The sequence below is a fragment of the Pseudomonadota bacterium genome, assembly GCA_039024915.1.
Classification (GTDB): domain Bacteria; phylum Pseudomonadota; class Alphaproteobacteria; order Rhizobiales; family MH13; genus MH13.
In genome coordinates, this window is record JBCCPK010000002.1 from 599,575 (window position 1) to 624,877 (window position 25,303).

30 protein-coding genes are annotated in these 25,303 nt (G+C 60.0%); 9 read left to right on the forward strand and 21 right to left on the reverse strand.

Annotation, left to right across the window (positions count from 1 at the left end):
* Positions 1–170 precede the first annotated feature (170 nt).
* Positions 171–1,436, forward strand: coding sequence for a glycerate kinase (locus tag AAF739_05975; protein ID MEM6382204.1), 1,266 nt, complete (start codon positions 171–173; stop codon positions 1,434–1,436).
* Here the strand turns inward: AAF739_05975 and modC are convergent.
* The 9 genes from modC to AAF739_06020 all read right to left on the reverse strand — a co-directional run bounded on the left by modC (position 1,433) and on the right by AAF739_06020 (position 8,558).
* Positions 1,433–2,512: a molybdenum ABC transporter ATP-binding protein gene (gene modC / locus AAF739_05980; GenBank protein ID MEM6382205.1), complete on the reverse strand. Its 1,080-nt coding sequence runs from the start codon at positions 2,510–2,512 to the stop codon at positions 1,433–1,435. The genes AAF739_05975 and modC overlap by 4 nt on opposite strands.
* Positions 2,512–3,234, reverse strand: coding sequence for a molybdate ABC transporter permease subunit (modB, locus tag AAF739_05985; protein MEM6382206.1), 723 nt, complete (start codon positions 3,232–3,234; stop codon positions 2,512–2,514). Before modB ends, modC begins: the two co-directional genes overlap by 1 nt.
* An 11-nt stretch (positions 3,235–3,245) precedes the next feature.
* Positions 3,246–4,043 carry a molybdate ABC transporter substrate-binding protein gene (gene modA / locus AAF739_05990; GenBank protein ID MEM6382207.1) on the reverse strand — a complete coding sequence of 266 codons (798 nt, stop codon included), beginning with the start codon at positions 4,041–4,043 and terminating at the stop codon, positions 3,246–3,248.
* Positions 4,040–4,465: an MmcQ/YjbR family DNA-binding protein gene (locus AAF739_05995; GenBank protein MEM6382208.1), complete on the reverse strand. Its 426-nt coding sequence runs from the start codon at positions 4,463–4,465 to the stop codon at positions 4,040–4,042. The genes modA and AAF739_05995 overlap by 4 nt, the downstream gene beginning before the upstream one ends.
* Before the next feature lie 8 nt (positions 4,466–4,473).
* The gene (locus AAF739_06000; GenBank protein MEM6382209.1) at positions 4,474–5,568 is read right to left on the reverse strand and encodes a patatin-like phospholipase family protein; all 1,095 of its coding nucleotides are present in this window, start codon (positions 5,566–5,568) and stop codon (positions 4,474–4,476) included.
* Positions 5,565–5,951: a pentapeptide repeat-containing protein gene (locus AAF739_06005; protein ID MEM6382210.1), complete on the reverse strand. Its 387-nt coding sequence runs from the start codon at positions 5,949–5,951 to the stop codon at positions 5,565–5,567. The genes AAF739_06000 and AAF739_06005 overlap by 4 nt, the downstream gene beginning before the upstream one ends.
* Positions 5,952–5,960: 9 nt before the next feature.
* A complete protein-coding gene (locus AAF739_06010) occupies positions 5,961–6,758 on the reverse strand; it encodes a 3-hydroxybutyrate dehydrogenase (protein MEM6382211.1) in 798 nt (265 codons plus the stop codon).
* A 161-nt stretch (positions 6,759–6,919) separates the two neighbouring features.
* Positions 6,920–7,597 carry an endonuclease III gene (gene nth / locus AAF739_06015; protein MEM6382212.1) on the reverse strand — a complete coding sequence of 226 codons (678 nt, stop codon included), beginning with the start codon at positions 7,595–7,597 and terminating at the stop codon, positions 6,920–6,922.
* Between the two features lie 37 nt (positions 7,598–7,634).
* The gene (locus AAF739_06020; protein ID MEM6382213.1) at positions 7,635–8,558 is read right to left on the reverse strand and encodes a glutathione S-transferase C-terminal domain-containing protein; all 924 of its coding nucleotides are present in this window, start codon (positions 8,556–8,558) and stop codon (positions 7,635–7,637) included.
* A gap of 59 nt (positions 8,559–8,617) precedes the next feature.
* Between AAF739_06020 and ispG the strand changes: the two genes are divergently transcribed.
* Together ispG and AAF739_06030 are read left to right on the forward strand one after the other, a co-directional pair.
* Positions 8,618–9,901, forward strand: coding sequence for a flavodoxin-dependent (E)-4-hydroxy-3-methylbut-2-enyl-diphosphate synthase (gene ispG / locus AAF739_06025; protein MEM6382214.1), 1,284 nt, complete (start codon positions 8,618–8,620; stop codon positions 9,899–9,901).
* Entirely contained in the window at positions 9,902–10,453 is a 552-nt protein-coding gene (locus AAF739_06030; protein MEM6382215.1) for a hypothetical protein, read from the forward strand.
* Positions 10,454–10,489: 36 nt separating this feature from the next.
* Here the strand turns inward: AAF739_06030 and AAF739_06035 are convergent, their stop codons facing one another.
* A complete protein-coding gene (locus AAF739_06035; GenBank protein ID MEM6382216.1) occupies positions 10,490–11,566 on the reverse strand; it encodes a MaoC family dehydratase in 1,077 nt (358 codons plus the stop codon).
* Between the two features lie 93 nt (positions 11,567–11,659).
* On the opposite strand from AAF739_06035, the gene AAF739_06040 reads away from it, so the two are divergent.
* The 3 genes from AAF739_06040 to AAF739_06050 are packed head-to-tail and all read left to right on the forward strand — an operon-like array spanning position 11,660 to position 13,553.
* Entirely contained in the window at positions 11,660–12,310 is a 651-nt protein-coding gene (locus AAF739_06040; GenBank protein ID MEM6382217.1) for a DUF938 domain-containing protein, read from the forward strand.
* Positions 12,307–13,179: a hypothetical protein gene (locus AAF739_06045; protein MEM6382218.1), complete on the forward strand. Its 873-nt coding sequence runs from the start codon at positions 12,307–12,309 to the stop codon at positions 13,177–13,179. Before AAF739_06040 ends, AAF739_06045 begins: the two co-directional genes overlap by 4 nt.
* A complete protein-coding gene (locus AAF739_06050; protein ID MEM6382219.1) occupies positions 13,176–13,553 on the forward strand; it encodes a RidA family protein in 378 nt (125 codons plus the stop codon). Before AAF739_06045 ends, AAF739_06050 begins: the two co-directional genes overlap by 4 nt.
* A 21-nt stretch (positions 13,554–13,574) precedes the next feature.
* Here AAF739_06050 and AAF739_06055 read toward each other — a convergent pair whose 3' ends face one another.
* The 7 genes from AAF739_06055 to ccmA all read right to left on the reverse strand — a co-directional run bounded on the left by AAF739_06055 (position 13,575) and on the right by ccmA (position 18,094).
* Positions 13,575–14,531, reverse strand: coding sequence for a M23 family metallopeptidase (locus AAF739_06055; GenBank protein ID MEM6382220.1), 957 nt, complete (start codon positions 14,529–14,531; stop codon positions 13,575–13,577).
* A 23-nt stretch (positions 14,532–14,554) separates the two neighbouring features.
* Positions 14,555–15,124, reverse strand: coding sequence for a hypothetical protein (locus tag AAF739_06060; GenBank protein ID MEM6382221.1), 570 nt, complete (start codon positions 15,122–15,124; stop codon positions 14,555–14,557).
* Positions 15,108–15,698 carry a DsbE family thiol:disulfide interchange protein gene (locus AAF739_06065; protein ID MEM6382222.1) on the reverse strand — a complete coding sequence of 197 codons (591 nt, stop codon included), beginning with the start codon at positions 15,696–15,698 and terminating at the stop codon, positions 15,108–15,110. The genes AAF739_06060 and AAF739_06065 overlap by 17 nt, the downstream gene beginning before the upstream one ends.
* Entirely contained in the window at positions 15,695–15,865 is a 171-nt protein-coding gene (locus tag AAF739_06070) for a heme exporter protein CcmD (protein ID MEM6382223.1), read from the reverse strand. The genes AAF739_06065 and AAF739_06070 overlap by 4 nt, the downstream gene beginning before the upstream one ends.
* A gap of 2 nt (positions 15,866–15,867) precedes the next feature.
* The gene (locus tag AAF739_06075) at positions 15,868–16,632 is read right to left on the reverse strand and encodes a heme ABC transporter permease (GenBank protein MEM6382224.1); all 765 of its coding nucleotides are present in this window, start codon (positions 16,630–16,632) and stop codon (positions 15,868–15,870) included.
* Positions 16,633–16,700: 68 nt separating this feature from the next.
* Positions 16,701–17,381 (reverse strand): heme exporter protein CcmB, encoded by a 681-nt coding sequence (gene ccmB / locus AAF739_06080; protein ID MEM6382225.1) that lies wholly within the window; start codon positions 17,379–17,381, stop codon positions 16,701–16,703.
* Positions 17,378–18,094 carry a heme ABC exporter ATP-binding protein CcmA gene (gene ccmA, locus AAF739_06085; protein MEM6382226.1) on the reverse strand — a complete coding sequence of 239 codons (717 nt, stop codon included), beginning with the start codon at positions 18,092–18,094 and terminating at the stop codon, positions 17,378–17,380. Before ccmA ends, ccmB begins: the two co-directional genes overlap by 4 nt.
* 211 nt (positions 18,095–18,305) lie before the next feature.
* On the opposite strand from ccmA, the gene acnA reads away from it, so the two are divergent.
* Together acnA and AAF739_06095 are read left to right on the forward strand one after the other, a co-directional pair.
* Positions 18,306–20,978: an aconitate hydratase AcnA gene (gene acnA, locus AAF739_06090; GenBank protein MEM6382227.1), complete on the forward strand. Its 2,673-nt coding sequence runs from the start codon at positions 18,306–18,308 to the stop codon at positions 20,976–20,978.
* Positions 20,979–21,850: 872 nt separating this feature from the next.
* Positions 21,851–22,297 carry a DUF2794 domain-containing protein gene (locus AAF739_06095; protein MEM6382228.1) on the forward strand — a complete coding sequence of 149 codons (447 nt, stop codon included), beginning with the start codon at positions 21,851–21,853 and terminating at the stop codon, positions 22,295–22,297.
* Positions 22,298–22,352: 55 nt separating this feature from the next.
* Here the strand turns inward: AAF739_06095 and AAF739_06100 are convergent, their stop codons facing one another.
* From AAF739_06100 to AAF739_06115, 4 genes are read right to left on the reverse strand one after another with little or no spacing between them, the layout of a single operon-like run.
* A complete protein-coding gene (locus AAF739_06100; protein MEM6382229.1) occupies positions 22,353–23,144 on the reverse strand; it encodes an alpha/beta hydrolase in 792 nt (263 codons plus the stop codon).
* 10 nt (positions 23,145–23,154) lie between these two features.
* Positions 23,155–23,877, reverse strand: a complete 723-nt coding sequence (arsH, locus tag AAF739_06105; GenBank protein ID MEM6382230.1) for an arsenical resistance protein ArsH — start codon at positions 23,875–23,877, stop codon at positions 23,155–23,157.
* The gene (locus AAF739_06110) at positions 23,870–24,592 is read right to left on the reverse strand and encodes an MIP/aquaporin family protein (protein ID MEM6382231.1); all 723 of its coding nucleotides are present in this window, start codon (positions 24,590–24,592) and stop codon (positions 23,870–23,872) included. Before AAF739_06110 ends, arsH begins: the two co-directional genes overlap by 8 nt.
* The gene (locus AAF739_06115; GenBank protein MEM6382232.1) at positions 24,582–24,914 is read right to left on the reverse strand and encodes a metalloregulator ArsR/SmtB family transcription factor; all 333 of its coding nucleotides are present in this window, start codon (positions 24,912–24,914) and stop codon (positions 24,582–24,584) included. The genes AAF739_06110 and AAF739_06115 overlap by 11 nt, the downstream gene beginning before the upstream one ends.
* A gap of 106 nt (positions 24,915–25,020) precedes the next feature.
* On the opposite strand from AAF739_06115, the gene AAF739_06120 reads away from it, so the two are divergent.
* Positions 25,021–25,245: a hypothetical protein gene (locus tag AAF739_06120; GenBank protein MEM6382233.1), complete on the forward strand. Its 225-nt coding sequence runs from the start codon at positions 25,021–25,023 to the stop codon at positions 25,243–25,245.
* The last annotated feature ends 58 nt before the right edge of the window (positions 25,246–25,303 follow it).

Below are 25,303 nucleotides of genomic sequence, written 5' to 3' on the forward strand. Positions count from 1 at the left end.
CGCCCATACGCCCGAAGTCCTCAAGCAAGCTGGTGGATCGCGCGAGCTTTCGCGCATCTAATGGTCCTCTGTTATTGTGGGCTCATCCGGGTGCTTGTGCTTTTGGTTTTCGCACGCACCGGATCCGGCCTGCTTCCCTCTCCCGGTTCCTGTGCTAAGCACCCCGCGCAATGTCTGATCAAATTGAATTCCTACGCGCGCTATTCGATGAAGCGGTCCGCGTAGCGGACCCTATGGTGTGTGTCGCTCGCAATCTGCCCGCAGAAAGACCCGAGAAAATCCTTGTTATTGGGGCTGGCAAGGCCTCCGCACGCATGGGAGAAGCGCTTGAAGCAGCTTGGGGGCCCTGCGATGGTCTGATCATCACCCGCTACGGCTATGAGCGCCCATTAGAAGGGATCACCTTGCGCAGCGCATCGCACCCGGTCCCTGATGAGGCCGGGGTCGCGGCAACCCGCGAGTTACGCAGCATGGTCGAAGCTGCGAGCGATGACACGACAATTGTCGCTCTCATCTCAGGAGGTGGCTCAGCGCTTCTGGTCGACCCAGCCGGCGCTCTTTCGCTGGCTGAGAAGCAGGCGATCAACGAAGCGCTACTGGGGTCCGGCGCACCCATCAATCAGATGAACGTGGTGCGCAAACACCTGTCCCGCATCAAAGGTGGCCAGCTCGCCGCAGCAGCCTATCCCGCGCGCCTTGTCGCCTTGATGATTTCCGATGTTCCAGGCGATGACCCGGCCTTCATTGCATCGGGTCCAACGATTGGCGATGTTTCAACGGCGGACGATGCACTTAAGATCGTCAAGCGTTGGGGTATCAACTTACCGCCGACGGCACAGGCCGTTCTAAATGACACGACCGGGGTTGTTCCACCCGATGACCGGCGCCTCACCACGACCGAGAACCGCATCATCGCGGCCCCGTCCCAGTCGCTTGAGGCTGCCGCAGCGGTTGCGCGCTCTAAGGGCTATGCTGTCAAACATCTTGGTGATGCTATCGAGGGAGAAGCACGCGACGTGGGACGCGATCACGCCAGTATTGCCCGCACGCTTTCGAAATTCGTTCAGGAGCCCACCGTGATCCTATCCGGCGGAGAGTGCACGGTCACGCGCCGAGGCGATGGGATCGGGGGGCCTAACGCCGAATACGCGTTGAGCCTGTGCGCAAACCTTGCCGGGGCACGGGGCATTTACGGGTTGGCGTGCGATACCGACGGCGTCGACGGCGCTGCCGAGGTTGCGGGAGCAGTTTTCGGCCCCGAGACCTATCAGATGCTTCACAATGCCGGTATCGACCCGGCCGAGGCGCTTGAGCGCAATGATGCGCACACGGCGTTTGCGACAATCGGGGCGCAGGTCATCACCGGCCCGACGCTCACCAACGTCAACGATTTTCGCGCCATTCTGGTCGAGCCACACTCAGACACCGCTGACTAGAGCTCGACCTTTTCGACATTGCCGGCCGGCTGGCCCAAGGCCGCCGCCTTAATGATCGCAAAGACAGGCTTCCCGCCTGACAGCTCCATTAGCCGGCAGGATCGATCGGTCAATTCGGCTTTGATCAGCGAACCACCTAGATCAACCGTGACAAGACGGGTGGCATGGTTACCTCCATCCTCGACGCTGGTGATGACGCCAGACAGCACGTTAAGTGCGGACAAGCCCTTCGGTTCGACCGTTGCCAGCATGACGTCCCGAGCGCTGATCTCAAGCGTCAGTTCAGAGCCCAATGGTGCATCGACCTGCGGCAGGAAAAGCCGTCCACCGGAAATACTCAGCTCACTTAAACCATCGAGCGCGCTCTTCGCCACGAGCCTTGCCTTCACCGCCGTCACCGGTCCGGGCCCAGCAACCATCAACGCGGTCTCGGGCGTCCCGGCTTCACTGGCAACTCCGTCAGCAACCACGACTAGGGTATCGGCGATCCGAACGACCTCATCGCGCGCATGGCTGACGTAAACGATGGGTATATCCCACTGCGTCCGCAGCGTTTCAAGCAGCGAAAGCACCGAGTGCTTCCGCGCCTGGTCAAGCCCCGCTAACGGTTCATCGAGCATCAACAGATCCGGCTTCGACAGCAGCGCCCGTCCAATGGCAACGCGTTGCGCTTCGCCACCTGACAGACCGGCCGGCTTGCGATCCAGCTTGTTTTCGAGACCCAGAAAAGCAGCCATCTCTCGGACATCGGTGACCGATGCCTGACCCTGTCCACGCGCGCCGTAGGTCAGGTTGCGCCGGACCGAAAGATGCGGGAACAGCCGCGCATCCTGAAACACCATACCGACGCGACGCTGATGCACGGGCACGTTTGTGCGCGTGGCAGCGTCGAACATCACCCGGTCCCCCAAGGCGATGCGCCCGCTTTCGGGCGTAATCAGGCCAGCAATGGCCTTTAGAAGCGTGCTCTTGCCGGAACCCGAAGGACCGAAAACCGCCGCAACGGAACCGGTAAGCTCTATGTTGGCCTCAAGCTGAAAGTCGCCCCGCCGGATTGTGATGGCCACCTGCAACATTATTCGTTTTCCCGGCGTCCAGCCTGCACACCCCGTGCCAGAACCTCGGAGATCACAACCGCTGCAATCGAGACGCCGATCGAGACCGCGATCAGGCGAAACGCGCTTTCTTCGCCGCCGGGGACCTGCAGGAAAGCGTAGATTGCGGTTGGGATTGTCTGGGTTCGACCGGGGATATTGGAGACAAAGGTGATCGTTGCGCCGAACTCGCCCATGGCCTTCGCAAAGGCGAGAACCAACCCAGCGATGATGCCCGGAAGTGCTAAAGGCAGCGTGACCGTTCGTAAGACCCGCAACCTGCTTGATCCAAGGGTGGCTGCAGCATCCTCGAGCTTCGGGTCGACCGCTTCAAGAGATAGGCGGATTGCCCGGACCATGAGCGGAAAACTCATCACCGCGCAGGCAAGCGCCGCTCCAGTCCATTCAAAGGCGAAACGAAAGCCGAAGGTCTCCTCGAAAAAGGAGCCTATCGGGCCCTGGCGGCCGAAACCGATCAAAAGCAGATAGCCGGTGACGACGGGCGGCAGGACAAGTGGAAGATGGATCAGAGCATTGAGGATGCCATGGCCGGGGAAACGCCAACGCGCCAGTGCGTAGGCTGCCAGAAGCCCGAAGGGTAAGCTCGCAAGCACCGCCCAGAACGCAACCTGGAGCGACAGCACGACAGCTTGCCATTCGGGTTCCGCAAGCCAGCCAACCTGCTGCGCAAGCCACTGCGCCATATCAGTCGACCCTATTCAAGGCGGGCTTCCCCATCGTGATCCTGGTCACCGGATTGAACACGAAAACCCTGCTCCTCGAGGACTGTCCGGGCCGCAGAACCAGACAGGTAGTCCAGAAGGGCATCTGTCGAAGGGTGGTTGCTACCGGTCGTGCGGGCCGCCTGGTAAGCGATGGGCGCATGCGTCCCGGCAGGAATGCGTGCAACAACGCGAACGCGCTCCTCCGCCCTCGCATCGGTGGCGTAGACGATACCGAGCGGCGTCTCCCCGCGGGCAACCAGCAGCAGCGCAGCCCGCACATTGTCCGTCTCCGCCAGGCGCGGGCGCAGTACCTCCGTCAAACCCAAGGCCTCCAACGCTTGGCTCGCATAAATCCCCGCCGGTACCGCTGATGTTAAACCGATCGCCAGTCGCCCATCATCCCCCAGCCTTTCCAACCAGTCATCCGGTACGGTGAGATCAAAGCTGATCGATGCTGCTGCAAAAGTCGGCTCAACAACGGTGATGTGATTGCTGGCGAACGTCTGAATACTCGCTTCGATGACAAGGCCGTTTTCACGCGCGTAGGTCATCCAGTCGGGATGCGCCGAAAGAAAAACATCGGCCGGAGCACCTTGCTCGATCTGCCGCGCCAGAACGGACGTCCCGGCGTAAGAAACAACGACCTGTGACCCGGATTGTGTCTCGAATGCATCCGCGATTGCATCAAACGCGTTCTTTAAGCTTGCAGCAGCGAAAACGGTCAACGGTTCCGCGCGCGAAGGGTTTGCCAGCAGCACCAGCAGCATTGCGAGCACGATACGGATCATCGGGCCGCTCCCGCCACCCAGTCCACTAGTCCCAGTTCAGCTTGAAGCTTCTTGGTCAGCCCGCCAGCCATGATCCGATGCGCTTGCCCGATATAGGCTTCAAGGTCTTCATCGGTCAGCGGACTGCTTTCGGTGACCCTCACCCACTGGCCTTTCGCCATGTACGGTGCCTGCGTGATACCGCGCTTCTGCGTCAGCATCTCAAAGCTCATCGGAGCTACTTTGAACACCAGAGCATGCTGGCCATTGCGGGGGTTGTCGGCATCCACGCCGTCCTTACCGACCCAGAAGGTGGACATGGCAAACACTTTGTTTTTGTCGGCGTTCCCCACCTTCCACACATGCGCATCCCCCCACTGTACGACCATGAATGTGGCCGGCAGGGCCTCGCAGAGCGCATCGAATGCAGGACGATCAAGCATGACCTTTTTTACGAGAACGCGCCGCGCAAATCGACAGTCGACGTCACGCCGACATCATCATAGTGCGCAGACAAGAACTCCGTGGCCGCATTGCGGCCAATATCGCGAAGGCGTGTGAAAAAGGCCCAACTTGTGTTGAACTTCGAGCCAGCACCAAGCGCGGCAAGCTCCTCGCTGGCATCAATTCTATGGATGCGATTGCGCTTGTAGCCGCTGCTCTCAAGCTTTCCCGCGTCGATAAGGCGATTGACGAAATCGATCGCGCGAAACTCCCGCAGCAAAGAGGAATTGAAGGTGATCTCGGAGATGCGCTCAAGAATCTCCTGGCTCGTTTTTGGCGTTTCCCTGCGCTCCAGAGGATTAATCTGAATAAGCACGATGTCTTCGCACTCGGTCTCGGTGAAGAACGGCCAGATCGCCGGGTTACCGGTGTAACCGCCATCCCAATAAGGCTCATCGTCGATCTCGACCGCCTGAAAGGCATAGGGCAAGCAAGCAGACGCCAGCACCGCGTCCGCGGTAACATCGGACCGCCGAAACACCCGGATCTTACCCGAATAGACCCGCGTGGCTGCGATGAACAGCTTGAAATCATTGCAAGAATGGACGCGATCGAAATCAATCAGCTTTTCGACGACATCGCGCAGCGGATTGATGTTCAGCGGATTGACATCGTAAGGGCTCGTCAACTGCGAAACAAAGGGGTTGGCCCACGGCGCGCTGGGGAAGAACTTCGTGAAGTCTGCCTTACCCCCGCCGGGCAACATCGGCCACATCCAGAAACTCATCAGCCGGTCAAGCAACTCGCTTTGCTGATCGGTGATCGAAAACGAGCCATTGCGCGAAATACCGCGCCAGAAATGCTCAAGTTTCTCACGCGCACCCTCTGCGCCTTCCTGATACCAGCCATCAGCCAGAGAAACAGCGTTCATCGCGCCGGCGCTGGTGCCGGAGATACCGTCGAAGCGTAGACGTCCATCTTCAAGAATACGATCAAGCACCCCCCAGGTGAACGCCCCATGTGCACCGCCACCTTGAAGAGCGAGATTGACCATCTTGGTCTTGGTCTGGGCGGTTTTCTTGCGTTTTGGTGCGCGGCTCAACCGTCGTTCCACTTCTTCAAAAGATCGCTGACGAGAATGCCATCGATCGTCATGCCCGACAGGTTCGAGTTCGAAATCGATGCGCCAGTGAGATTCACATCATCAAAGCGCGAAGCGACCATCTGCCCGCCTGTTACCGAAAACCCATTCATCGTCACATAGCTGACTGCCACATTGGTCAGGTTCACATTGTGCAGTTTTGATTCAGAGAAATTCACATTCTCAAATGTGAAGCCCGAAGCGTTCACATCGTTGAAGGTCGCGCCGGCAATGACGGTATCGGTAAAGGTGGTACCCGACAGATTCACCCGGTTGAAGGACGACCCGCACAGATACATGTTATCGATGTCGAGCTTGTCCGAGCCGGCTTCCTCTTCCGCCATAATCTCCCCCTACATCGCAGTCCAACCGCCATCGGCAGGCAGCGCAGAGCCCGTGATCTGGGCGCCCATATCGGAGGCAAGGAAGACCGCGAATGTGCCCATCTGCTCGATGGTCACGAACTCCTTGGTCGGCTGACGGTCAAGCATCACGTTCTTGATGACATCCTCACGCGACATGTTGTGCGCTTTCATCTGATCGGGGATCTGCCCCTCGATCAGCGGCGTCAGCACGTAGCCGGGGCAGATAGCGTTGCAGGTACCGCCGCATTCGGCAAGTTCCAGCGCGATCGTTTTCGTTAGGCCAACAATGCCGTGCTTGGCTGAAACATAGGCGCTTTTGTAGGGCGATGCTGTCAGGCCGTGGGCGGAGGCGATGTTGATGATCCTGCCCCACTTTTTTTCCTTCATCCCCGGCACGGCGGCACGGATGGTGTGGAACGCAGACGTCAGGTTGATCGCGATGATCGCGTCCCATTTGGCCGGCGGGAAGTCCTCGACCGGCGCGACGTATTGAATTCCGGCATTGTTGACGAGAATATCGACGGTCCCCAGCTTCTCCGTCGCCTTCTCAACCAGCGCGACGCAGTCGTCGCCCTTGGACATATCAGCCTGAATGTACTCGACCTCCACGCCTGTCTTGTCGGCCAGATCCTTGGCAATCGCGTAGTCTTCGTCACGATCCAGATGGGAGTTGAGAGCAACCTTTGCGCCCGCTTTTGCCATGGCTTCGGCGACCCCTAGGCCGATACCCGAAGTCGATCCTGTCACCACCGCAACGTGTCCGCTTAGGTCTAATTCCAGTGCCATGACGGCGCTCCCCCCCAATCAATCAAAAAACGCGCGGACCTTAGCTGAATTGATTTCTTTTGCAACGCAGCATGGAGAGGCGCCGATTCAGTTTTGCGTCAAACGATGGCCTCGAAAGGTACACTGTACCAGGCCGCACGTCTCGCTAAGGACCTGCCGAATTAGGCCTTCTCCGGCCAGACGCAAACGTCGGACACTACACACCCATCGCACTTGGGAGACCGAGCGGTGCAAATCGTTTTGCCGAACTGCAGAAGCCAAAAATGACCGTCTGCCTTGGCCCAGTCGGGGGAGCGATCTTCGAGGCTCTGCGCGGTTTGGGCTTCGGTTTTGCCGCGCGCAAGCCCAAGGCGGTTGGCAACACGGTGCACATGGGTGTCAACCGCGATCACGTCCGCGCCGAACGTGAAGCTCATGACGATATCGGCGCATTTGCGGCCGATACCCGGTAGGCTGAGCAAGCCCTCGCGCGTCGATGGCACGACGCTGCCATGGTCCTCTATCAGGGCCGTGCAGAATTTCCGGATATTGCGGGCTTTCATGTTGTAAAGGCCAGCAGGTTTGATCGCCGCTGCGATACGTTGATCATCAAGTGCAAGCATCGCTTGCGGCGTTTTGGCCAGCGCGAACAACGCATTGGTTGCCGCCGCTGTGTTTGCGTCGCGGCTCTGAGCTGAAAGCATGCAGGAGATGCAGGACCGGAATGGATCGGGCTGATCCTTCGGCCCTTTTGCAGTTGGCGTCCGACCCGGCATGGCGGCCTTCAAACGTTGATAGACCAGCTCGATATCAGCCGCGCTGAGGAGCCGCGCGGCAAGGGTGTGAGATGCTTTGGGCATCGCGCGGAACTGGGGCGGACCGTTGGGGTGTCAATACTCAGTCGAGGTCACTGCGGTCCCACCAATCAATCATCGGCTGATCGGCCACGAGGCCAAAGGGATTGTGGGAGCCATCGTTTAGGTAATAGCCACGCCTGATCTCATCGAAATCGACAGTCTGAGCAATGCCCGGCAGCTGGAAAATCCGGCGCGTGAAGCGCCACAGCGCCGGAAAGTCCATCAATCGGTGTCGGGTGCATCGAAAATGGGTGGCATAAACCGTATCGTAGCGCACGAGCGTGGCAAACAGTCGGATATCCGCAGCCGTCACAGTCGCGCCGAACAGATAGGGCTGATCGGACAACCGTTCTTCAACGGCCTCAAGCGTCGCATAGACGCTCGCCGTCGCGTTTTCATACTCGTCCTGCCGCTGCGCCTTTCCAGCCCGATAAACCGCGTTGGAGAGCCCCTCGAACAGCCACGCCATAAACCCATCAAGCTCATTGGCGCGGTCGGTTGGAAAGAGAGCTGGCCCGACGCCGCACTTGTCGAAAGCCCGCATGATATTCGTCGAATCATTCGATACGATGCGCCCGGATTCCATGTCCCAAAGCACCGGAACGGTGGACCGGCCCGTATAGGCCGGATCCGTGGCTGTGTAGAGCTGATGAAGGTGCGCAAATCCCAGGAATTCTAATGGCCCGGACGGCCGTAGCGCATAACCCTCTATGCGGGGTCCCCCGGCCATATGGATACAGAGCGCCGGCGAAAAGCCTTTGAAGTGATGGGCAAGAACGGCTCCGTGCGACCACGGGCAGCTTGCCGAGGCAACCAGTACGAAGCGACCGGGCGTCCCAGCCAACGCAGCCAGGGTCGGATCGTCCAGAGCGTCGGGCAGCGCGCTGTTTTCACGCCGATACGCTCCGTCCTTCATGGACAGGTCTGCATCATGATGCCATTGACCATCGAGGAGCATGCCCATCGTCACGATCCTTCACTGTGCGAGTTGCTAGCCAACCTTCGCACGCCTATAGAACCTTTATGCTCGATCGCCCAAGACTCGATCCCGGCCTGCACTATTATTCCGAGCCCTTCAAACGGCGCCGGTCGGTCCCCGTTGACGTCGGCGGCGTCATCGTCGGTGGTGATGCACCCGTGGTGGTCCAGTCAATGACCAACACCGACACGGCAGACATTCGGGCGACCGCAACACAGGTCGCCGCGCTGGCCAAGGCTGGCTCGGAGTTGGTCCGTATCACCGTCGACCGCGACGAGGCCGCAGCGGCCGTGCCCAAGGTTCGCGAGAAACTGCTCAAATGGGGCGTGGAGGTGCCGCTGGTTGGCGACTTCCACTACATCGGCCACCAGCTCCTGCACGATCATCCCGCCTGCGCCGACGCGCTCGACAAGTACCGTATCAACCCGGGTAATGTCGGCTTCAAGGCGAAGAAGGACGTTCAGTTCGCCGCCATCATCGAAGAGGCGATGAAGCGCAACAAGGCGGTTCGCATTGGGGTCAACTGGGGCTCGCTCGATCAAGCGCTCCTGACCAAGCTGATGGATGAGAACGCCGATAACGGTTCACCACTTACCGCTCGTGAAGTCACCCACGAAGCGATGGTGCAATCGGCCCTTCTGTCGGCGGACCATGCCGAAAGCCTTGGCATGGGGCGGGATCGCATCATTATCTCGTGCAAGGTCAGCCAGGTGCAGGACCTCGTTGCGGTTTACACCAAGATTGCCCAACGGTCGGACTATGCGCTGCATTTGGGCCTGACCGAGGCGGGTATGGGGTCCAAGGGCATCGTTTCGTCGTCTGCCGCTCTTGGGATCCTGCTGCAGCAGGGGATTGGCGACACGATCCGCATCTCGCTGACGCCCGAACCCGGTGGCGATCGCACCAAAGAGGTGATCGTTGCACAGGAACTGTTGCAAGTGATGGGCATCCGCACGTTTGTGCCGGTCGTGGCAGCTTGCCCAGGCTGTGGGCGGACGACGTCCACCGTGTTCCAGGAGTTGGCCCAGGACGTTCAGGAGATGATCCGAACGAAGCTTCCTGCGTGGAAGGAAAAATATCCCGGGGTGGAACAACTGAACTTTGCGGTCATGGGCTGCATCGTGAACGGACCGGGTGAATCCAAGCACGCCGACATCGGAATTTCGCTCCCCGGTACGGGTGAGCAGCCCGCCGCGCCGGTCTTCATCGATGGCAAGAAAGCGATGACGCTCCGCGGTCCGAACCTCGCCGAAGACTTCAAGGACCTAGTCGAGGACTACATCGAAAAGAGGTTTGGACAAGGCCCGTTGGAAAGTCAGGACGCCTAAGTGGCCCACATCGCGGTTGCCGAGAAGCCTCTTATGCTTTTCCGAAGAGTGCCCGGAATAGCTGTTCGCATTGTGGCCCTTGTTGCTGCGTCGACGCTGTGCCTTTTTGCCCTCAACGCCCAACCCGTATCGGCTTCGGAGGCGGAATTCGCCAAGGCCGTTGAGATTTGTCTCGACCACCTTGTCGACAAGGACCCTACCGCATCGTTCGAGGAGCGCGGCTACTCCGTCGTGCCCGCGGATGAAGGAACGTTCAACGTTCGTAGCCCCGGATGGAGCGGCTTTCTAGCACCACTTTTGCTCACCGAATGGTGCTGGATCGAAAGCGACTCCCTTTCGCAAAGCGCGGTCGCCGCGCTTGCCTATGAACTGGTTCGTGAGCGCTATCCAAGCGGCGGGGCTGGACCGGCAGAACGCGGCACCCTGGCGAATGACTGCCCATCGACATCGTTCGTCTACGCCGGGCAACGCATTGCAATGCTGGAGTTTCGCAATGCCGGTTTCTGGAATGGCTGCCGCGAAAAAAGCCTCGGCGGGGTCTTGTTCCACTGAGGGAATTTGGAACTGGTTGGCTGCCCTTGGGCTGGATCAGCCCCGCCGAGGCAGCACCACCCACATGTCAAAATCGAGGATGACGCCCTCGGCGTATCCGTCGCCGTCCATGAGAGGGTTGTCGCGACAAACCCGGTCTTTTGTCGCGACAAGTCGCACTCTTGTCGCGCCAACATCGCTTCGTCCGGCGATCTCCGCGCGATCCAGAACTTCGCTCCACGCATACACGGTCTCACCAGCAAAGAGCGGCGCGACGTGTCGCCCGGAATTGATCGCGGCAACGTGAAAAGCGTTCTGGCACCCATTGAAGGAAAGCGCGCGCGCCAGCGAGATGACATGTCCGCCGTAGATCAGGCGGCGCCCGAAACGTCCCTGACCTTCGGTATGCTGATTGAAGTGAACCTTGGCCGTGTTCTGGTAGAGGCGCGTGGCGAGCATATGGTCGCTCTCTTCGACCGTCATGCCGTCGACATGGTCGATCCTTTCGTCCGGCTCATAGTCGTCCCAGAAAAAGCCCGAACCCGAGAGCGCGGTGTCCCAGCCCGCAACGGAGAGTGGCGGGACGGCCGCACCCAGATTTGCAGGGTCCACGGCTTTCGCAAGTTCCGGAATGACCGGATCGGGCGCAGGGTTTTGCGCGTCGCGCTTTCTGACCATGACCCAGCGGACATAGGACACAACCACCTCACCACGCTGGTTGGACCCGGTCGTGCGGACGTAGACCGTCCCGGTCTTCCCGTTGGAGTTCTCTTTGACACCGATCACCTCCGACACCGACGAGATGGTATCGCCAGGGTAGACAGCCTTGTTAAAAACGCCTTCCGCATATCCAAGGTTGGCAACCGCATTGAGCGAAATGTCGGGAACCGTCTTGCCAAAAACGGCATGGAAAACCAGCAGATCGTCAAGCGGCGCCTGCGGATAACCGATCGCCCGGGCAAAGCTATCGGCGGACTGCACAGCGGTGCGCGTTCCGTAGAGCGCGCGATACAGGCTGGCGTCCCCCATCGTCAGGGTCAGCGGTGTGGCGTGCACCAGCGTGCGACCAACGCTGAAATCTTCAAAAAAGTTGCCCGCATCGTTCTTGCCTAGAGGCTCGGTAGCCATGCTTATCGTCCCTTTGTCATTACGACGTCCTTGTGCGCCGCAATGGTGCACCGCAACAAGATCGACTTTGAGGCAAGAGCCTGATCAGGTCACCGCTGTATGAATGAAACCCCCCGCCACTCCGTGGCCCTGCCCACCGGCGAAACCGGTGACCATCGGCTTTTCGCCCCCGCCGCCGCGCGGAACATCGGGCCGATCATCGACGGCCTTCGGCAGTTTGTGCCGGAAACTGGCTTCGCACTCGAGATCGCATCGGGTACGGGCGAGCACGTCGTCGCCTTTTCCACCGCTTTTCCTAGGCTGCGCTGGCAACCAACGGACGTGGACCCGGCGCGCCTCGCCAGCATCGAGGCCTGGACCCACTACGCCAAGGCCGATCAGGTCTTGCCGCCGGTCGCGTTCGATGCAGCACAGGAGCAGTGGCTGGGCCCCAAAACTGATGTTGTGTTCCTGTCCAACCTTCTGCATTTGGTCTCAGCGGCAGACGCGCGGAGCATCGTGGATTGCATGGCCGCCGCCTTGGCGCCGGGAGGCGTCCTCGCGATTTACGGACCGTTCCTGCGCGAATCCGGCTATGCAAGTGCGGGCGATGAAAGGTTTGACGCCGCAATCCGGGCCGAAAACCACGATGCCGGGTACAAGTCGATCACCTCAACAGAGGATCATTTGCTTGCGCTGGGGCTCACGCGATGCGACTGCCTTTCCATGCCCGCCAACAACCTCATGAGCGTTTGGAAGCGACCACGATGATGCGCCCCACAACCGCGAATTCGGCCTTGACTGCGTTGCTTACGACGACGCTCGTTCTGGGCCTGCCCACCACAAGCGTTCCCGCCCAAACGCTCGACGTTTTCACGCTGACCGGCGATGTCGACGTCACGATTACCGTGGACAGCGCGACGAACGAGCAAATTCTTACGTCTTCGGGTAACGAGATTATCCGCGCACCAGTGATCGTTCGCGATGCACCGATCCTGCAAGTCGATTCGGGAACGGCCGGCCATGTCCTGTACGTCGATCAGGGTGAGGAAGGCTGCGCAGCCTCTCCCTATGTGCTGACCGTCAGCTTCGGCGAGCCCTGGCTGCAAGGACCAATCGGTCTGCCCTGCACGCCGTATGCGGCCGCCACCTATCCGGGCGGGGCCATTCTGTTCAGCCCTCCGGAGTTGCACGCCGATGGCGATGCGGTGATGTTTGATCTCGAAGCGGGGCCGATACGGCTAGGCCCGATCGTCTATGCCCCCCAGCCCGGCCGGGGGTGGGACGCGCTTGACGCCGAAGTTGGCGGGTATAGCGACCTTGCCGCGCTTGATCTGTATGCCGCTGAGCCGGTCTACGCGGATCTCAACGAACAATGGGGGGACGGCTTGTTTGTGTTCGCTCAGCATTTGCGAACGCGTTCCCTGCCGCAGATCGAGGGGAATTTCCTCATCCAGACCGGCTGCCTGCCCAGCCAGTGCAGCTTCGCAATCGGCCTGATCGCGGTCGATCCGGCGAACGAACAGGTCTATTCCGCCTTCTTCAACGAAGGCGCACCCGATGCGCGGCCCGCTATCGAACAATGGAGCGACGATGCTCGCGCGATTTACGATACGTGGCGCGAAGGAGGGTTCCGATGAGCCGAACCCTGATCTCCTCAGGCTCCCCGATGGAGGCCGAGGCCGGCTATTCCCGTGCCGTGAGCGATGGAACCTATGTCCACGTCTCTGGGACAACGGGCTTCGATTACGCGAGCATGGTGATGCCCGAAGGTATCGAGGCGCAGACGCGGAACACGTTCGCGACGATTTCCGGCGCGCTCGAGCAGGCTGGAACGTCCATGCAAAACGTCGTCCGCGTGCGCTACTACGTGACCGATCGAGCCAATGCGCCAGCCGTCATGCGTGTCGCGGGTGAGGTCTTTGGCGACATCAGGCCTGCTGCAACTCTGGTGATCTGCGACTTGCTCACCGAGGAGATGCTTATCGAGATCGAGGCGACCGCAACGCTCTGACCGCGCGCAGCGAGGCGCGGGCTATTCCACGGTCGCTTCAAACGTCCGGGTGGCGATGGCGGTATCACCACGCACCAATTCGACGGTCCCCGCATAGGTTCCTGGCACAATCGCTTCCCGGCGCCCGGCAAACAGAGATGACGTCGCCTGCCCGCGCTCTAGGGGATCGCTGGCATGCTCGAAAGTGAACCCGCCCGGCCCGCTCAGCGAGAAGCGGAACTGGTCGCCCTTTTGGGTGTTGATTGCCCAAACCCACCCAACGATCGCCTCCGCACCGGGATAAAGACCAACGGGGTCGGCAAATATCAACGTGTCGTGCTCGACGGGTTGAGAGGAAAAGCCCGCGCCAATCATGCGGGTCATCTCAGTCACCTGATCCGTCACGCGCTGGTCGGACCAGAGGCTTTCACCGGCTCCACAGCGATCGCCATCCGCCAGTTGGCCGCTGAACGGATCGATAATCTCGTCATCGCGCCGAACGAGGAACTCAAGGTGTGGAAACTGGGTCAGGCCCGATAGGCCGATGGCGCCGAGCGTCTGGCCAACACTGACGGTATCACCGACGCTGACGGCGACGCTACCCTGCGCGAGGTGGCAATATTGGGTTTGCAAGCCACCGGCGTGGTCGATGACAACCCCGTTGCCACATTCGCGGCCTGCCACTGCCGCCCGATCGCTTTCATCGTCCACAAACCTGTCGGCTTGCCCGTCACGGATGGCACGCACGGTCCCATTTGCCGCCGCAACAACGGTTCCATGCACCGCCGTATCGAGAAGCTGAGGCACCCGAATGTCGGTTCCGGTGTGTCCATCATAGCTCGCAGCCCCGCAGAAGGGGTCACGTGCATCGGGACCGGAATCGGTGTCGACCAATTGCTGGATGAAACAGGTTGCGCCCAGATCACATTGAACCGGGAAGCTTAAAGTGGGCTGGTCCTGCGCAGTGGCAGGGTGAAACCAGGCGGTGGCGAGAAGCATCGCCAAGGGTCCTGCCGCCTTTATCAAGCGCTTGCCCCTCGCTTCTTACTCGCCGACTTCGACCGCGCTTCCACTTGGGCGAGCACGGGGTCAACCAGATCCGTACGATGCGCGGCGATGAACCGAACCGTCTCCGCACCACCACCATGGACAAACAGTGCGGGAAGCCAGAGGCCCCGCGCGCCAAACATGGATTGGGCGAATTTTGTCTGGCCAATGCGGCCATCGACAAGGATGACCCAGATACCGCGCAGGCCCAGATCACCGACATCGGACCATGCCAGCTCGGTGGTCCCCGCTCCCATCCGCAGTTTCCGGACAACCACGCCGTCGGTCGTCACAAGCGGTGTCCCGGTCGCGATTGCGCGGGCAAACTGGTATCCAGGAAAGGCGATGAAGCCGCCGAAGACAACGAACGCCAGCGCAGCAACCGCACCTCCGACCGACAGCGGCAAAGCCGCACCGCTCAGCAGCTGGAAAATCGGGACCCCGGCCAGCCCTATGCCGACCGCAAGCAGCGCAACCGCTGCGATGCCAGCGCGCAGAGGCGATGCATAGAGCGCTTGCGGACCCGGCTCAGCTGCTGCGGTCACGACCTAGAGCCTCTTCAATGATCGGCATAAGCGTGACGTCGATATCGCGCGCGGTGAAAGGCCCGATATGCTTGTGCAGGATGACGCCATCGGTTCCGATGATGAAGGTTTCCGGGACGCCATAAACGCCGAACTCTATGGACGCACGGCCGCTGGGATCCACGCCGATGCGATCGAAGGGGTTTCCCAGCGTCGACAGGAACCTGCGAGCATCGGCCGGCTGATCCTTCTGGTTGATGCCGACGATCTGGAAGCGCCCGCCACGGGCAAGAGCCATCAGCATCGGGTGTTCATCGCGGCAAGGCGCGCACCAGCTTGCGAAGACGTTCAGGAGGGTCACCTGGCCAAGGAAGTCGTCCGGAGAAAAGCCGGGGCTTTCGTGGCCGGGGATCGGTTCCAGGGAAACTTGCGGGACCTGCTGCCCGATCAGGGCACTGGGGATATCGCTCGCCTGCCCACCGAACAGCAGCTGGTAGCTGAACACGCCACCCAGCGCCAAAACGATCAGCAGTGGCGCAAACGCAAGCAGGCTTACCCGACGTTTGGATGGTCCGGCGGCGGTCTGCTCGCTCATTCGCCACCCTTGAGGCGGCGGACGTCGTGGCCCTGCCGCTCGAGCTCCGAAAGTTGCCGGTCGAGCCCGCGTCGATCGAGCCATAGCCACAGCCCGATGCCAGCAAAGCCTGCAATACCAGCAAGCCAAGCAAAGGCTATGAACCCGAAGTGCTGGTCGATCACCATGATCAGGTTGCCTCAGCCGGTTGCGCGGTTGGGCGCGGTATTGAGCGGCGCGCCGCGCGCATTTGCAACGCGCGGATGCGCCGACGCTTCATTTCATTGTCCATCGCCACAAGGTGCAGGAACATGAAGATGAGCGCGAAGCCGAGGGCGCACGTCAAAAGGGGATAGAGCATCGCGGGGTAAATGGTCGGCCCGTCCATGCGAAAAACCGAAGCCGGCTGGTGCAAGGTGTACCACCAATCAACCGAGAATTTGATGATCGGCAGGTTGATCGCACCGATCAGCGTGATGATCGCTGTGATCTTGCCGGCCTTTACCGGCTCCTCGATTGCTTGCCATAGGGCGATGATCCCAAGATAAACGAGGAACAGGATCAAGACGCTTGTCAGCCGCGCGTCCCACACCCACCAGGTGTTCCACATCGGCTTGCCCCACAGGGAGCCTGTAACGAGGCAGATCGCGGTGAAGACAGCGCCGATGGGCGCCATGGCCTTGGCCGATACGTCGGCCATGGGATGCTTGAAAACCAGCGTGCCGAGCGCGGCGAGTGCCATCAGCGAGTATGTGCCCATGGCGAGCCAGGCCATCGGCACATGAAGGTACATGATGCGAATGGTCTCGCCCTGCTGGTAATCGGCTGGCGCGGTGACAAACGCACCGTACAGGCCATAGGCGAGGATGAGCAGTCCAACGCCGCCAACCCACGGCTTCGCAATGCGCGAGAAGCGCATCACACGGGTTGGATTGGCGTAATCAAGAATGCCCATCTCGTCTCACGATGACCTTGGTTTGTGCTCCGATAGCACAGCCACGGTTTAATATACCATTAGGTGTCTCAACCATCACCGATTGAAACTGCGGCAGCCGCGCCGATCGTCCCGACAACCGCGTAAATCAAACTGACCGCGCACAAAAGCGCAAATGGAGGCCAGAACGGATCAGGTTCAATGATTGCCGCGCGGGTCGCCGCGACACCGAAAATAAGAACGGGAACCGAAAACGGTAGAATGATGACCGCCATAAGCAGCGCTCCGCGACGCAAGGTCACAGCAAGTGCAGCTCCTACGGCGCCCAAAAACGATAGCGCGGGCGTCCCAACGGCAAGCGTTGCGGTCAACGTCGCGATCGCCGCCGGTTCAATCGCAAGAAGCAACGATAGCACCGGCGTGGCGAGCACCAGCGGCAGCGATGCGCCGAGCCAATGGGCGATCACCTTTGCGATCACCATCGATGCGACCGGCGTATCTGTCAGGAGCAGCAGATCGAGTGCGCCATCGTCGCGATCAGACTGAAACAGGCGCTCCAGACCGATCAACGTCGCTAGAAGTGCAGCGATCCACATAATCGCGGGGCCTATCTGGGATAACAGATTGAGATCCGGACCTATCCCGAACGGAACCGTGGTGATCACTGCGAGGAAAAACAGGACACCGGTCAGCGCACCCCCGCCGACGCGACTGCCCAGACGCAGATCTCGCAGGATGAGGGCTAGGAATGGCGATGCGGAACGGCTCATGACCCGCCACCGTCGAGCCAGTAGTCTTCCGATGCACCCCGCCGCCCATCCGCCTTTGCGGATCCGAACGATGCAGGAAGTTTCGGTGGGTAGTCAGCCAGATCGAGGGTCTTCAATCCATCCATGGGCAGGGCGCTATGCGTCGCGAAGACCACAATTCCGCCAGCGGCGCGATGCGCGGCCGCCAGCGCCATGAAGCGCTCGACCGAGGCGTCGTCTAGCGCGGCGGTAGGCTCATCAAGCAGCCAGATCGGGCGCGGCGCAACCAGCAAGCGCGCCAGCGCGACCCGCCGCTTTTGACCTTGCGACAAGATCCCGGCGGGAAGTCCTATCACATGACCGATCCCCAAACGGTCCAGCGCCTCGGCGATGGTGGGCGACTGCGGCGGCCTACCAAAATAGGCGATCCAGAATGCGAGGTTCTGCTCAACGGTGAGCGCGCCCTTCAGGCCATCGGCGTGCCCGCCCAGATGACATAAGGCTGAGCGCGGCACATCGGCCGCCACATCGCAAACCGATAGTGCGATACGCCCAGCCTGCGGCTCTGCCAAACCGGCCAGAATTCGCAGCAACGATGTCTTTCCCGACCCGTTGGGGCCTACTAACGCAACGGCGTCCCCCGCGGTCAAGGATAGGGAGATGCCGGCTGCCAAAGGACGTTCTCCACGGCTGAAAGCCATAGCTTCGCAGTCCAGCCGCGCTTCACGCCACACGCATCAACCTCCACCTAAGACCACGGACAGCCTCACATAACACTGCCATTAGCCGCGTTCGCTCTTTTAAACCGTTACAAAGTTCCTTATCTCAATTTCAAGCTGCCCAGATCGGGAACTTTGGGCTTCGGGAGTGATGCGCGTTCGCCAATGGCAGCGCGCAACGGGATTCTCCCATCGGATCACCTGCTGCGGATTGGAGAGGCCATCGATGTCGCTCGACAGCTTTAATAGCCGGCAGACACTGACGATTGGCGATCAGACTGTCACCGTTTTTAATCCACTGGAAGCTGAGAAGCATGGACTGCCTGGCGTCAGCCAGCTTCCGTTCTCGCTCAAGGTGCTGCTTGAAAACCTGTTGCGGCACGAAGACCACAAAACCGTTCATAAGGCCGACATCGAGGCCATGAGCCAATGGGTGATCGACAAGACGTCCGAACAGGAGATTGCCTACCGACCGGCACGTGTCCTGATGCAGGACTTCACGGGCGTGCCGGCGGTCGTTGATCTTGCCGCGATGCGCGATGGCATTGTCGCGCTAGGCGGCGACCCGGAGAAAATCAATCCGCTGAACCCGGTTGATCTCGTGATCGACCACTCGGTGATGATCGATGAGTTCGGCAATCCGCGCGCCTTTCAGATGAATGTCGACCGCGAATATGAGCGCAATCTTGAACGGTACACCTTCCTCAAATGGGGCCAGAAGGCGTTCAACAACTTTCGCGTCGTCCCGCCCGGCACAGGAATCTGTCACCAGGTGAACGTGGAGTATCTGGCTCAAGTCGTCTGGACCGATGACGCCGAAGGCGAGACGATTGCCTATCCCGACACACTTGTAGGCACTGATAGCCACACAACCATGGTGAACGGTATGGCCGTTCTGGGCTGGGGTGTCGGCGGCATCGAAGCGGAGGCGGCTATGCTCGGCCAGCCGATCTCGATGCTTATCCCTGAGGTTGTCGGCTTCAAGCTGACCGGTGAAATGGTTGAGGGCACAACGGCGACTGATCTCGTCCTTAAGGTGGTGCAGATGCTGCGCGAGAAGGGCGTGGTCGGCAAATTTGTCGAGTTCTATGGCGATGGCCTTGATCGCCTGCCACTGCCGGACCGCGCAACCATCGCCAACATGGCGCCGGAATATGGCGCAACGTGCGGTTTCTTCCCGATCGATGAGGAGACCCTGCGCTATCTGCGGATGACCGGGCGCGATGAGGCGCGCATCAAGCTCGTTGAAGACTACGCGAAAACCTGCGGCTTCTGGCGTGAGCCGGGGGTCGAACCGGTGTTCACCGATACCCTCGAATTGGACATGGGGACGATCCGCGCGGCCATCTCCGGACCCAAGCGCCCCCAGGACTTCGTCCCACTGACCGAAGCGGCTCAGGGCTTTGAGAAGGAGATGGCGGAGACCTTCAAGCGACCGCTCGACACGTCGTTTCCGGTCGAAGGCGAAGACTACGCGATGTCTTCGGGCAAGGTGGTGATCGCGTCGATCACGTCGTGCACCAACACGTCTAACCCCTACGTGATGATCGGCGCAGGCCTTGTGGCCCGCAAAGCGCGGGAAAAGGGCCTGAAGCAAAAGCCATGGGTCAAGACATCGCTTGCACCGGGCTCACAGGTCGTCTCGCAATATCTCGAAGAAGCGGGTTTGCAGGACGACTTGGATGCCATCGGCTTCAACCTGGTGGGCTATGGCTGCACAACCTGCATTGGCAACTCAGGTCCGCTGCAGGAAGAAATCTCCAAGGCGATCAACGATGGTGATCTGGTTGCGACCTCCGTTCTGTCGGGCAACCGCAACTTCGAGGGGCGTATCAGCCCCGATGTACGGGCCAACTACCTCGCCTCGCCCCCGCTCGTCGTTGCGTATGCCCTTGCGGGAGACATGCGGATCGACCTGACCCGCGAGCCGCTGGGACACGACAAGGACGGCAACGACGTCTACCTCAAGGACATCTGGCCGACCTCCCAGGAGATTGCCGACCTTGTGCACCAGACGGTAACCCGCGATGCTTTCCAGTCGAAGTACGCCGACGTCTTCAAGGGCGACGATAAGTGGCGCAGCGTCGAGACCACCGATAGCGACACCTACGACTGGCCGCCTTCGTCAACCTACGTCCAGAACCCGCCCTATTTCCAGGGAATGGACCGCGAACCGGGGACAATCTCCGACATCGAGAACGCCAAGGTACTGGCCATTCTCGGCGACATGATCACCACCGATCACATCTCGCCGGCCGGCTCGTTCAAAGACACGACGCCAGCAGGCCAATATCTGACCGAACGCCAGGTTCCCGTTCGGGAATTCAACTCTTATGGGTCTCGTCGCGGCAATCATGAGATCATGATGCGAGGGACCTTCGCCAACATTCGCATCAAGAACGAGATGCTCGATGGCGTTGAAGGCGGCTACACGCTGGGACCTGACGGGGAACAAACACCCATCTTTGACGCGTCGATGGCATGGCAGGAAAAAGGCGTTCCACTGGTCATCTTTGGCGGCGAACAATATGGCGCGGGGTCATCGCGTGACTGGGCGGCCAAAGGCACCAACCTTTTGGGCGTGAAGGCTGTCATCGCCGAAAGCTTCGAACGCATTCACCGGTCCAATCTTGTTGGGATGGGCGTCATTCCGTTCGAGTTCACCAGCGACGATAATCGCAAATCGCTCGGGCTGAAGGGCGATGAGACTGTTTCGATCACAGGGCTTGAAGGTGACCTGAAGCCCAGGCAGATGGTGACGGCCGACATCACCTATGGCGATGGCACAACCAAGAAGATCGAGCTGAAGTGCCGGATCGATACCGAAGTCGAGATTGAGTATGTCGAGCACGGTGGCGTGCTGCACTACGTGCTGCGCAACCTCGCCCAGGCGGCCTAAACACCCCGGTTGCTGCAACTGTAAGACCACGGAAGCCCGCGAATATTAGTCCGTTCTTATACTGATTATATATGTAGTGTTGCTAATATAAGCCGACTATTGCTTAGCCGTCTTTTATACGCTAGTCTTTGGTCGCGTAGAGTGTGCGTGTTGCCTATTTCGCATTCCGGGGGAAACACATGGGCACATCGCCTTGGAAGTCTTCCACGTCCGTCAAGGATGTGGAAACCATCGTTAAACGTGACGTCTTACCGCGCCTGTTTCAGCGACTGAACCTTGGTCGTCGAGCGGCGGTGGCCGTGCGGTCTGAACAAGGCCGGCCACGCGATGGTCAACGCACTATTTGGCGACCTGCGCGGAAACGTAAACAGCCGTTCGATAGGTCGCTCAATCACTGGCAAAGCTGAACCGGCTCTACGTTGCTTAGACGGTGCAAGCGTTTGGACGGTCAGTCACGAGCCGAAAGCCGCAAAAAACCCGCCACCGCATAAGCGATGACGGGCCGTAGTCGATAACCGCAGGACCACGGTTTGTCTTAAAGCTATCGCTCAGCACCAAACTACAGCCGATGCGATGCATCACTCGGTACGCTGAGTGATTTCACCTTGGTGAGCGCGGCGCTACCGCCTCAGGGGCTGGGGGCTGGAGGGTCTGAAACGCCAGCGCCGCGCCACCAGGTAATAGTACGGAACAGATCGAAAGAGTTTGGCCGGCTAAGGGCCGGATCGCGGCCCTTTTGCGGCTATAATGTGTCAACGTCACGGCGCGTCAAAGGTTCGCTCCGTGCTTGACCGAACACCGGTTCGGCTTGCCAAACCCGAAAACCCTTGGAACATTGCTTTTGGATTGGATACGGCCCGGAGATACCCTTCATGAAAGATGAGCAGCTTGACGTCAGCGCACCGATTTCCCTTGATGCGCATCGCCTGGCTTCAACATCAAAGAAGGCCCCCGCCGCGAGCCATGACCGTGTAAGCATTGTCACATCAAACAATGCCCCTGCTTCCCAATCAGCGCCAAGCCAGATTTCGTTCCATCGCCGAGAACTTGATCTGCTGTTGAGCGTTTATGGCCGCAAGGTCGCCGAAGGCGAATGGCGGGACTATGCGATCGATCATCTCAAGGATCGGGCGGTTTTTTCGGTTTTTCGCCGGACCGCGGAAGTGCCGCTTTACCGCATTGAAAAAGATCCCCGCCTTGCCCGCCGCCAGGGCGCCTACATGGTGGTGTCCGCGTCCGGCCAGATTCTCAAGCGCGGCCATGATCTGAAGGCGGTCCTGCGCGTTTTTGACAGCAAACCGAAGCTCAGCGTCGTCTAAAGCACGTGGCACATGCAGGGCTGGATCGATAACGCGCCACCATTTGTAGGCCAGGCTACTGCAAGAACTCGTGCACCAGCCGCTCGACATCGTCCGGTGCCTCGATGGGGGAAATGTGCTTACCAAGGACGGTTTCAAAACGCCCCTTTGGCAGGCGTTCGGAGACCTTTCGCAGGTCTGCGATGGGGTACATTGCGTCGTTTTCACCGGCGATCACCAGCGTCGGCGCGGCGATCTGCGGCAAGAGCGGTGCAACTGGCTCACTTTCGAGCATCACCGACCGGATGGCGGCGCCGAGCGCTCGAGGCTTCGCCCTCTTGAGCATCGCGTTGAATGCCTTGGCGTAACTGGGGTTCGCCGCAAGAGCCTTATCAGAAAAGAAACTGCCCGCGACGCCTTTTCGGAAGAGAGTCGAGCCCGGCATCCAGCGCGCGCCAAGGGCTATCAGACGGGCGGCGAGCGCGGGTTCACTGTCGCCAAGGAACATTGGTGTATTGATCAGCAGCAGCCGCTCGACCCGCTCGGGAGCCATCACGGCGACATGCGCGCTGACCATACCGCCCCATGAAACGCCGCCTACGCTCGCCACTTCGACGCCATGATAATCCATGACCTCAAGCATCGCGGTCGCGCACTGGGCCATCGAAAAGCTGGCTTCAGGACCGCCGCTTTGCCCATGGCCCGGCCCGTCGATCAGGATGATGCGGTAACGGTCCTCAAGACCGTCAGCCAGCCGTTCGAAAATATGGTGGTCGGTGAAGACAGATGGCCAGAGAACCAGGGTCCGATCTCCTTGGCCACGCACCAATGTCGCCAAGGACCCCAGCGTCGTCTTGACGAGGATCATGCTTGTTCCTCTAAACTGACCGGATGGCGACACGCTTGTTGACCTGTTCGGCGCTCTCCACCCGTTCGGAATACCGGTCGACCAGATAGGCCGATCGCCCGCGCGTGAGGTGGGTGAACTTCATCAATTCCTCCATCACATCGACGACCCGATTGTAGAACGAGGAGGGCTTCATGCGCCCCTCATCGTCGAACTCAAGCCATGCCTTGGGTACCGATGACTGGTTGGGGATCGTGATCATCCGCATCCACCGGCCAAGAATGCGCATCTGGTTGACCGTGTTGAAGCTCTGAGAACCGCCGCACACCTGCATGAGCGCCAGCGTCCGGCCTTGCGTCGGACGAATGCCGCCAATGGGGGCCAGCGGAAGCCAGTCGATCTGCGTCTTCATGAGACCGGTCATCGCGCCGTGGCGCTCCGGCGAGCACCACACATGCGCTTCCGACCACAGCGAAAGCTCACGCAGTTCGAGCACCTTCGGATGATCGCTTGAGGGCTCGTAGCCTTGCGGGTCGTCCACCAGCGGCAGGCCGGTTGGATCGAACACGCGCACCTCGGCACCGAGGCGCTCGAGAATACGCTTCCCCTCAAGCGTCAGCAGCTTCGAGTAGGACCGCTCCCGCAAGCTGCCGTACAGCATGAGGACCCGAGGCTTGTGGCTGAGCGTGTCGCCAAGCGCCTTGGCGTCAATGGGATGCAGATGCTCGGCAATCAGGTTGGGACTCTCACTCATCGGTTATTACCTTCTGCGCACGCGCTTCCAGCGCCCTGGCTCCTAAAGGCAGGTTAAACAGCCACGCGCAAACCAGCAGAGCGAGGAAACCGCCGGCATATTGGCTGATGAGGAACCACGGCATATCGGCGGGCCGGATGCCAGCGAACGTGTCGGAAAATGACCGCGCAATGGTCACCGCAGGGTTGGCGAACGACGTCGAGGCCGTGAACCAATAAGCGGCCGTGATATAGAGCCCAACGGCCATTGCCACCGCGCTTTGCCGAACCTTGAGAGTGGCAAGGATTGTGAAGATCAGGCCGAAAGTCGCAACGCCTTCTGCGAACCATTGCGCCGGACCTGTGCGCACGGTTTGCGATAGCTGGAGGACCGGCTCTTCGAACATCAGGTGCGCGGTCCACGCACCGAAAAGCCCGCCTGCAATCTGAACCAGGACGTAGAACCACGAATCGCGATCGGGGATCGCCTTCTGGCACACGAAAACCAACGTCACCACAGGGTTGAAATGCGCGCCGGAAATCGGGCCCAACATCGTGATCAAAACCACCAGGATGGCGCCCGTGGGGATGGTGTTGCCAAGGAGCGCAATCGCCACATTTCCGCCCGCCAGCTGCTCCGCCATGATTCCTGAGCCGATAACGGTCGCCAGCAAAAACGCCGTACCGATAAACTCGGCAGCGAGGCGCTGCGAAAGGGAATAGGTCTCAGCAAGCACAGGCGACCTCTTCAATGATCGGCTGGCAGAGTGCTGGATTGCCGCCGCAGCAATCCTCCAGCATGAACGCAAGCAGTGCGCGCATGGCATCGATATCGACCGAGTAACGGATGACCCGTCCCTCGCGCTGCCGCTGGACGAGACCGGCATGCAGCATGACCGCAAGATGCGCGGACATAGTATTCTGGCGAACGTCAAGTCGCGTCGCGATTTCGCCTGCGGGCATTCCGGCCGGACCGGCCCGCACCAAGAGCCGGTAGGCTTCAAGGCGCGCCTGTTGGCTGAGAGCATCGAACGCGGAGAGAGCCGAATTTATATCCATATTTCACGATATATCGATGTATTGAAGCATAGGCAAACGAAAAACCCCCGGCGGATGGCAGCTTTCTTGTTTTGGGTGGATCAGTCCTCATGCATAAGAAAGGCTGTTGATCGCCCTTCCAACGGCCTCAATCCTCGCGGCTTCGATCGGCACCACCATCGCCTACCAGAAGGCCCCGATTGCAATCGTCGGGACCTTCGAATTCGCTTATGCGGGTTTCGCGGCGCTCTGGGGCATCCTGTTCTTCGCCGAGCGTCCCGACACACTGACAGTTCTGGGCCTGACCCTCATTTGCGCCGCCGGTATCATGAGCGTCCGCGCAGGATCGTAGCTGACGAAAACGAGGGAGAAGGCTGCGCCAGCGGTAAGTATGGCGCAGCTCATGCTTT

Excerpts from the sequence above, each read along its gene's own strand:
- AAF739_06065 (MEM6382222.1), bottom strand. The coding sequence starts at position 15,698 with ATGAGCGAGCAGACCGCCGCCGGACCATCCAAACGTCGGGTAAGCCTG.
- ccmB (MEM6382225.1), bottom strand. The coding sequence starts at position 17,381 with ATGAGCCGTTCCGCATCGCCATTCCTAGCCCTCATCCTGCGAGATCTG.
- AAF739_06040 (MEM6382217.1), top strand. The coding sequence starts at position 11,660 with ATGAATGAAACCCCCCGCCACTCCGTGGCCCTGCCCACCGGCGAAACC.
- AAF739_06045 (MEM6382218.1), top strand. The coding sequence starts at position 12,307 with ATGATGCGCCCCACAACCGCGAATTCGGCCTTGACTGCGTTGCTTACG.
- modA (MEM6382207.1), bottom strand. The coding sequence starts at position 4,043 with ATGATCCGTATCGTGCTCGCAATGCTGCTGGTGCTGCTGGCAAACCCT.
- AAF739_05995 (MEM6382208.1), bottom strand. The coding sequence starts at position 4,465 with ATGCTTGATCGTCCTGCATTCGATGCGCTCTGCGAGGCCCTGCCGGCC.
- AAF739_06100 (MEM6382229.1), bottom strand. The coding sequence starts at position 23,144 with ATGATCCTCGTCAAGACGACGCTGGGGTCCTTGGCGACATTGGTGCGT.
- AAF739_06055 (MEM6382220.1), bottom strand. The coding sequence starts at position 14,531 with ATGCTTCTCGCCACCGCCTGGTTTCACCCTGCCACTGCGCAGGACCAG.
- AAF739_06020 (MEM6382213.1), bottom strand. The coding sequence starts at position 8,558 with ATGGGCATGCTCCTCGATGGTCAATGGCATCATGATGCAGACCTGTCC.
- modB (MEM6382206.1), bottom strand. The coding sequence starts at position 3,234 with ATGGCGCAGTGGCTTGCGCAGCAGGTTGGCTGGCTTGCGGAACCCGAA.
- nth (MEM6382212.1), bottom strand. The coding sequence starts at position 7,597 with ATGCCCAAAGCATCTCACACCCTTGCCGCGCGGCTCCTCAGCGCGGCT.
- AAF739_06115 (MEM6382232.1), bottom strand. The coding sequence starts at position 24,914 with ATGGATATAAATTCGGCTCTCTCCGCGTTCGATGCTCTCAGCCAACAG.
- AAF739_06050 (MEM6382219.1), top strand. The coding sequence starts at position 13,176 with ATGAGCCGAACCCTGATCTCCTCAGGCTCCCCGATGGAGGCCGAGGCC.
- acnA (MEM6382227.1), top strand. The coding sequence starts at position 18,306 with ATGTCGCTCGACAGCTTTAATAGCCGGCAGACACTGACGATTGGCGAT.
- AAF739_06095 (MEM6382228.1), top strand. The coding sequence starts at position 21,851 with ATGAAAGATGAGCAGCTTGACGTCAGCGCACCGATTTCCCTTGATGCG.
- modC (MEM6382205.1), bottom strand. The coding sequence starts at position 2,512 with ATGTTGCAGGTGGCCATCACAATCCGGCGGGGCGACTTTCAGCTTGAG.
- AAF739_06005 (MEM6382210.1), bottom strand. The coding sequence starts at position 5,951 with ATGGCGGAAGAGGAAGCCGGCTCGGACAAGCTCGACATCGATAACATG.
- AAF739_05975 (MEM6382204.1), top strand. The coding sequence starts at position 171 with ATGTCTGATCAAATTGAATTCCTACGCGCGCTATTCGATGAAGCGGTC.
- AAF739_06010 (MEM6382211.1), bottom strand. The coding sequence starts at position 6,758 with ATGGCACTGGAATTAGACCTAAGCGGACACGTTGCGGTGGTGACAGGA.
- AAF739_06075 (MEM6382224.1), bottom strand. The coding sequence starts at position 16,632 with ATGGGCATTCTTGATTACGCCAATCCAACCCGTGTGATGCGCTTCTCG.
- arsH (MEM6382230.1), bottom strand. The coding sequence starts at position 23,877 with ATGAGTGAGAGTCCCAACCTGATTGCCGAGCATCTGCATCCCATTGAC.
- ispG (MEM6382214.1), top strand. The coding sequence starts at position 8,618 with ATGCTCGATCGCCCAAGACTCGATCCCGGCCTGCACTATTATTCCGAG.
- AAF739_06070 (MEM6382223.1), bottom strand. The coding sequence starts at position 15,865 with ATGGTGATCGACCAGCACTTCGGGTTCATAGCCTTTGCTTGGCTTGCT.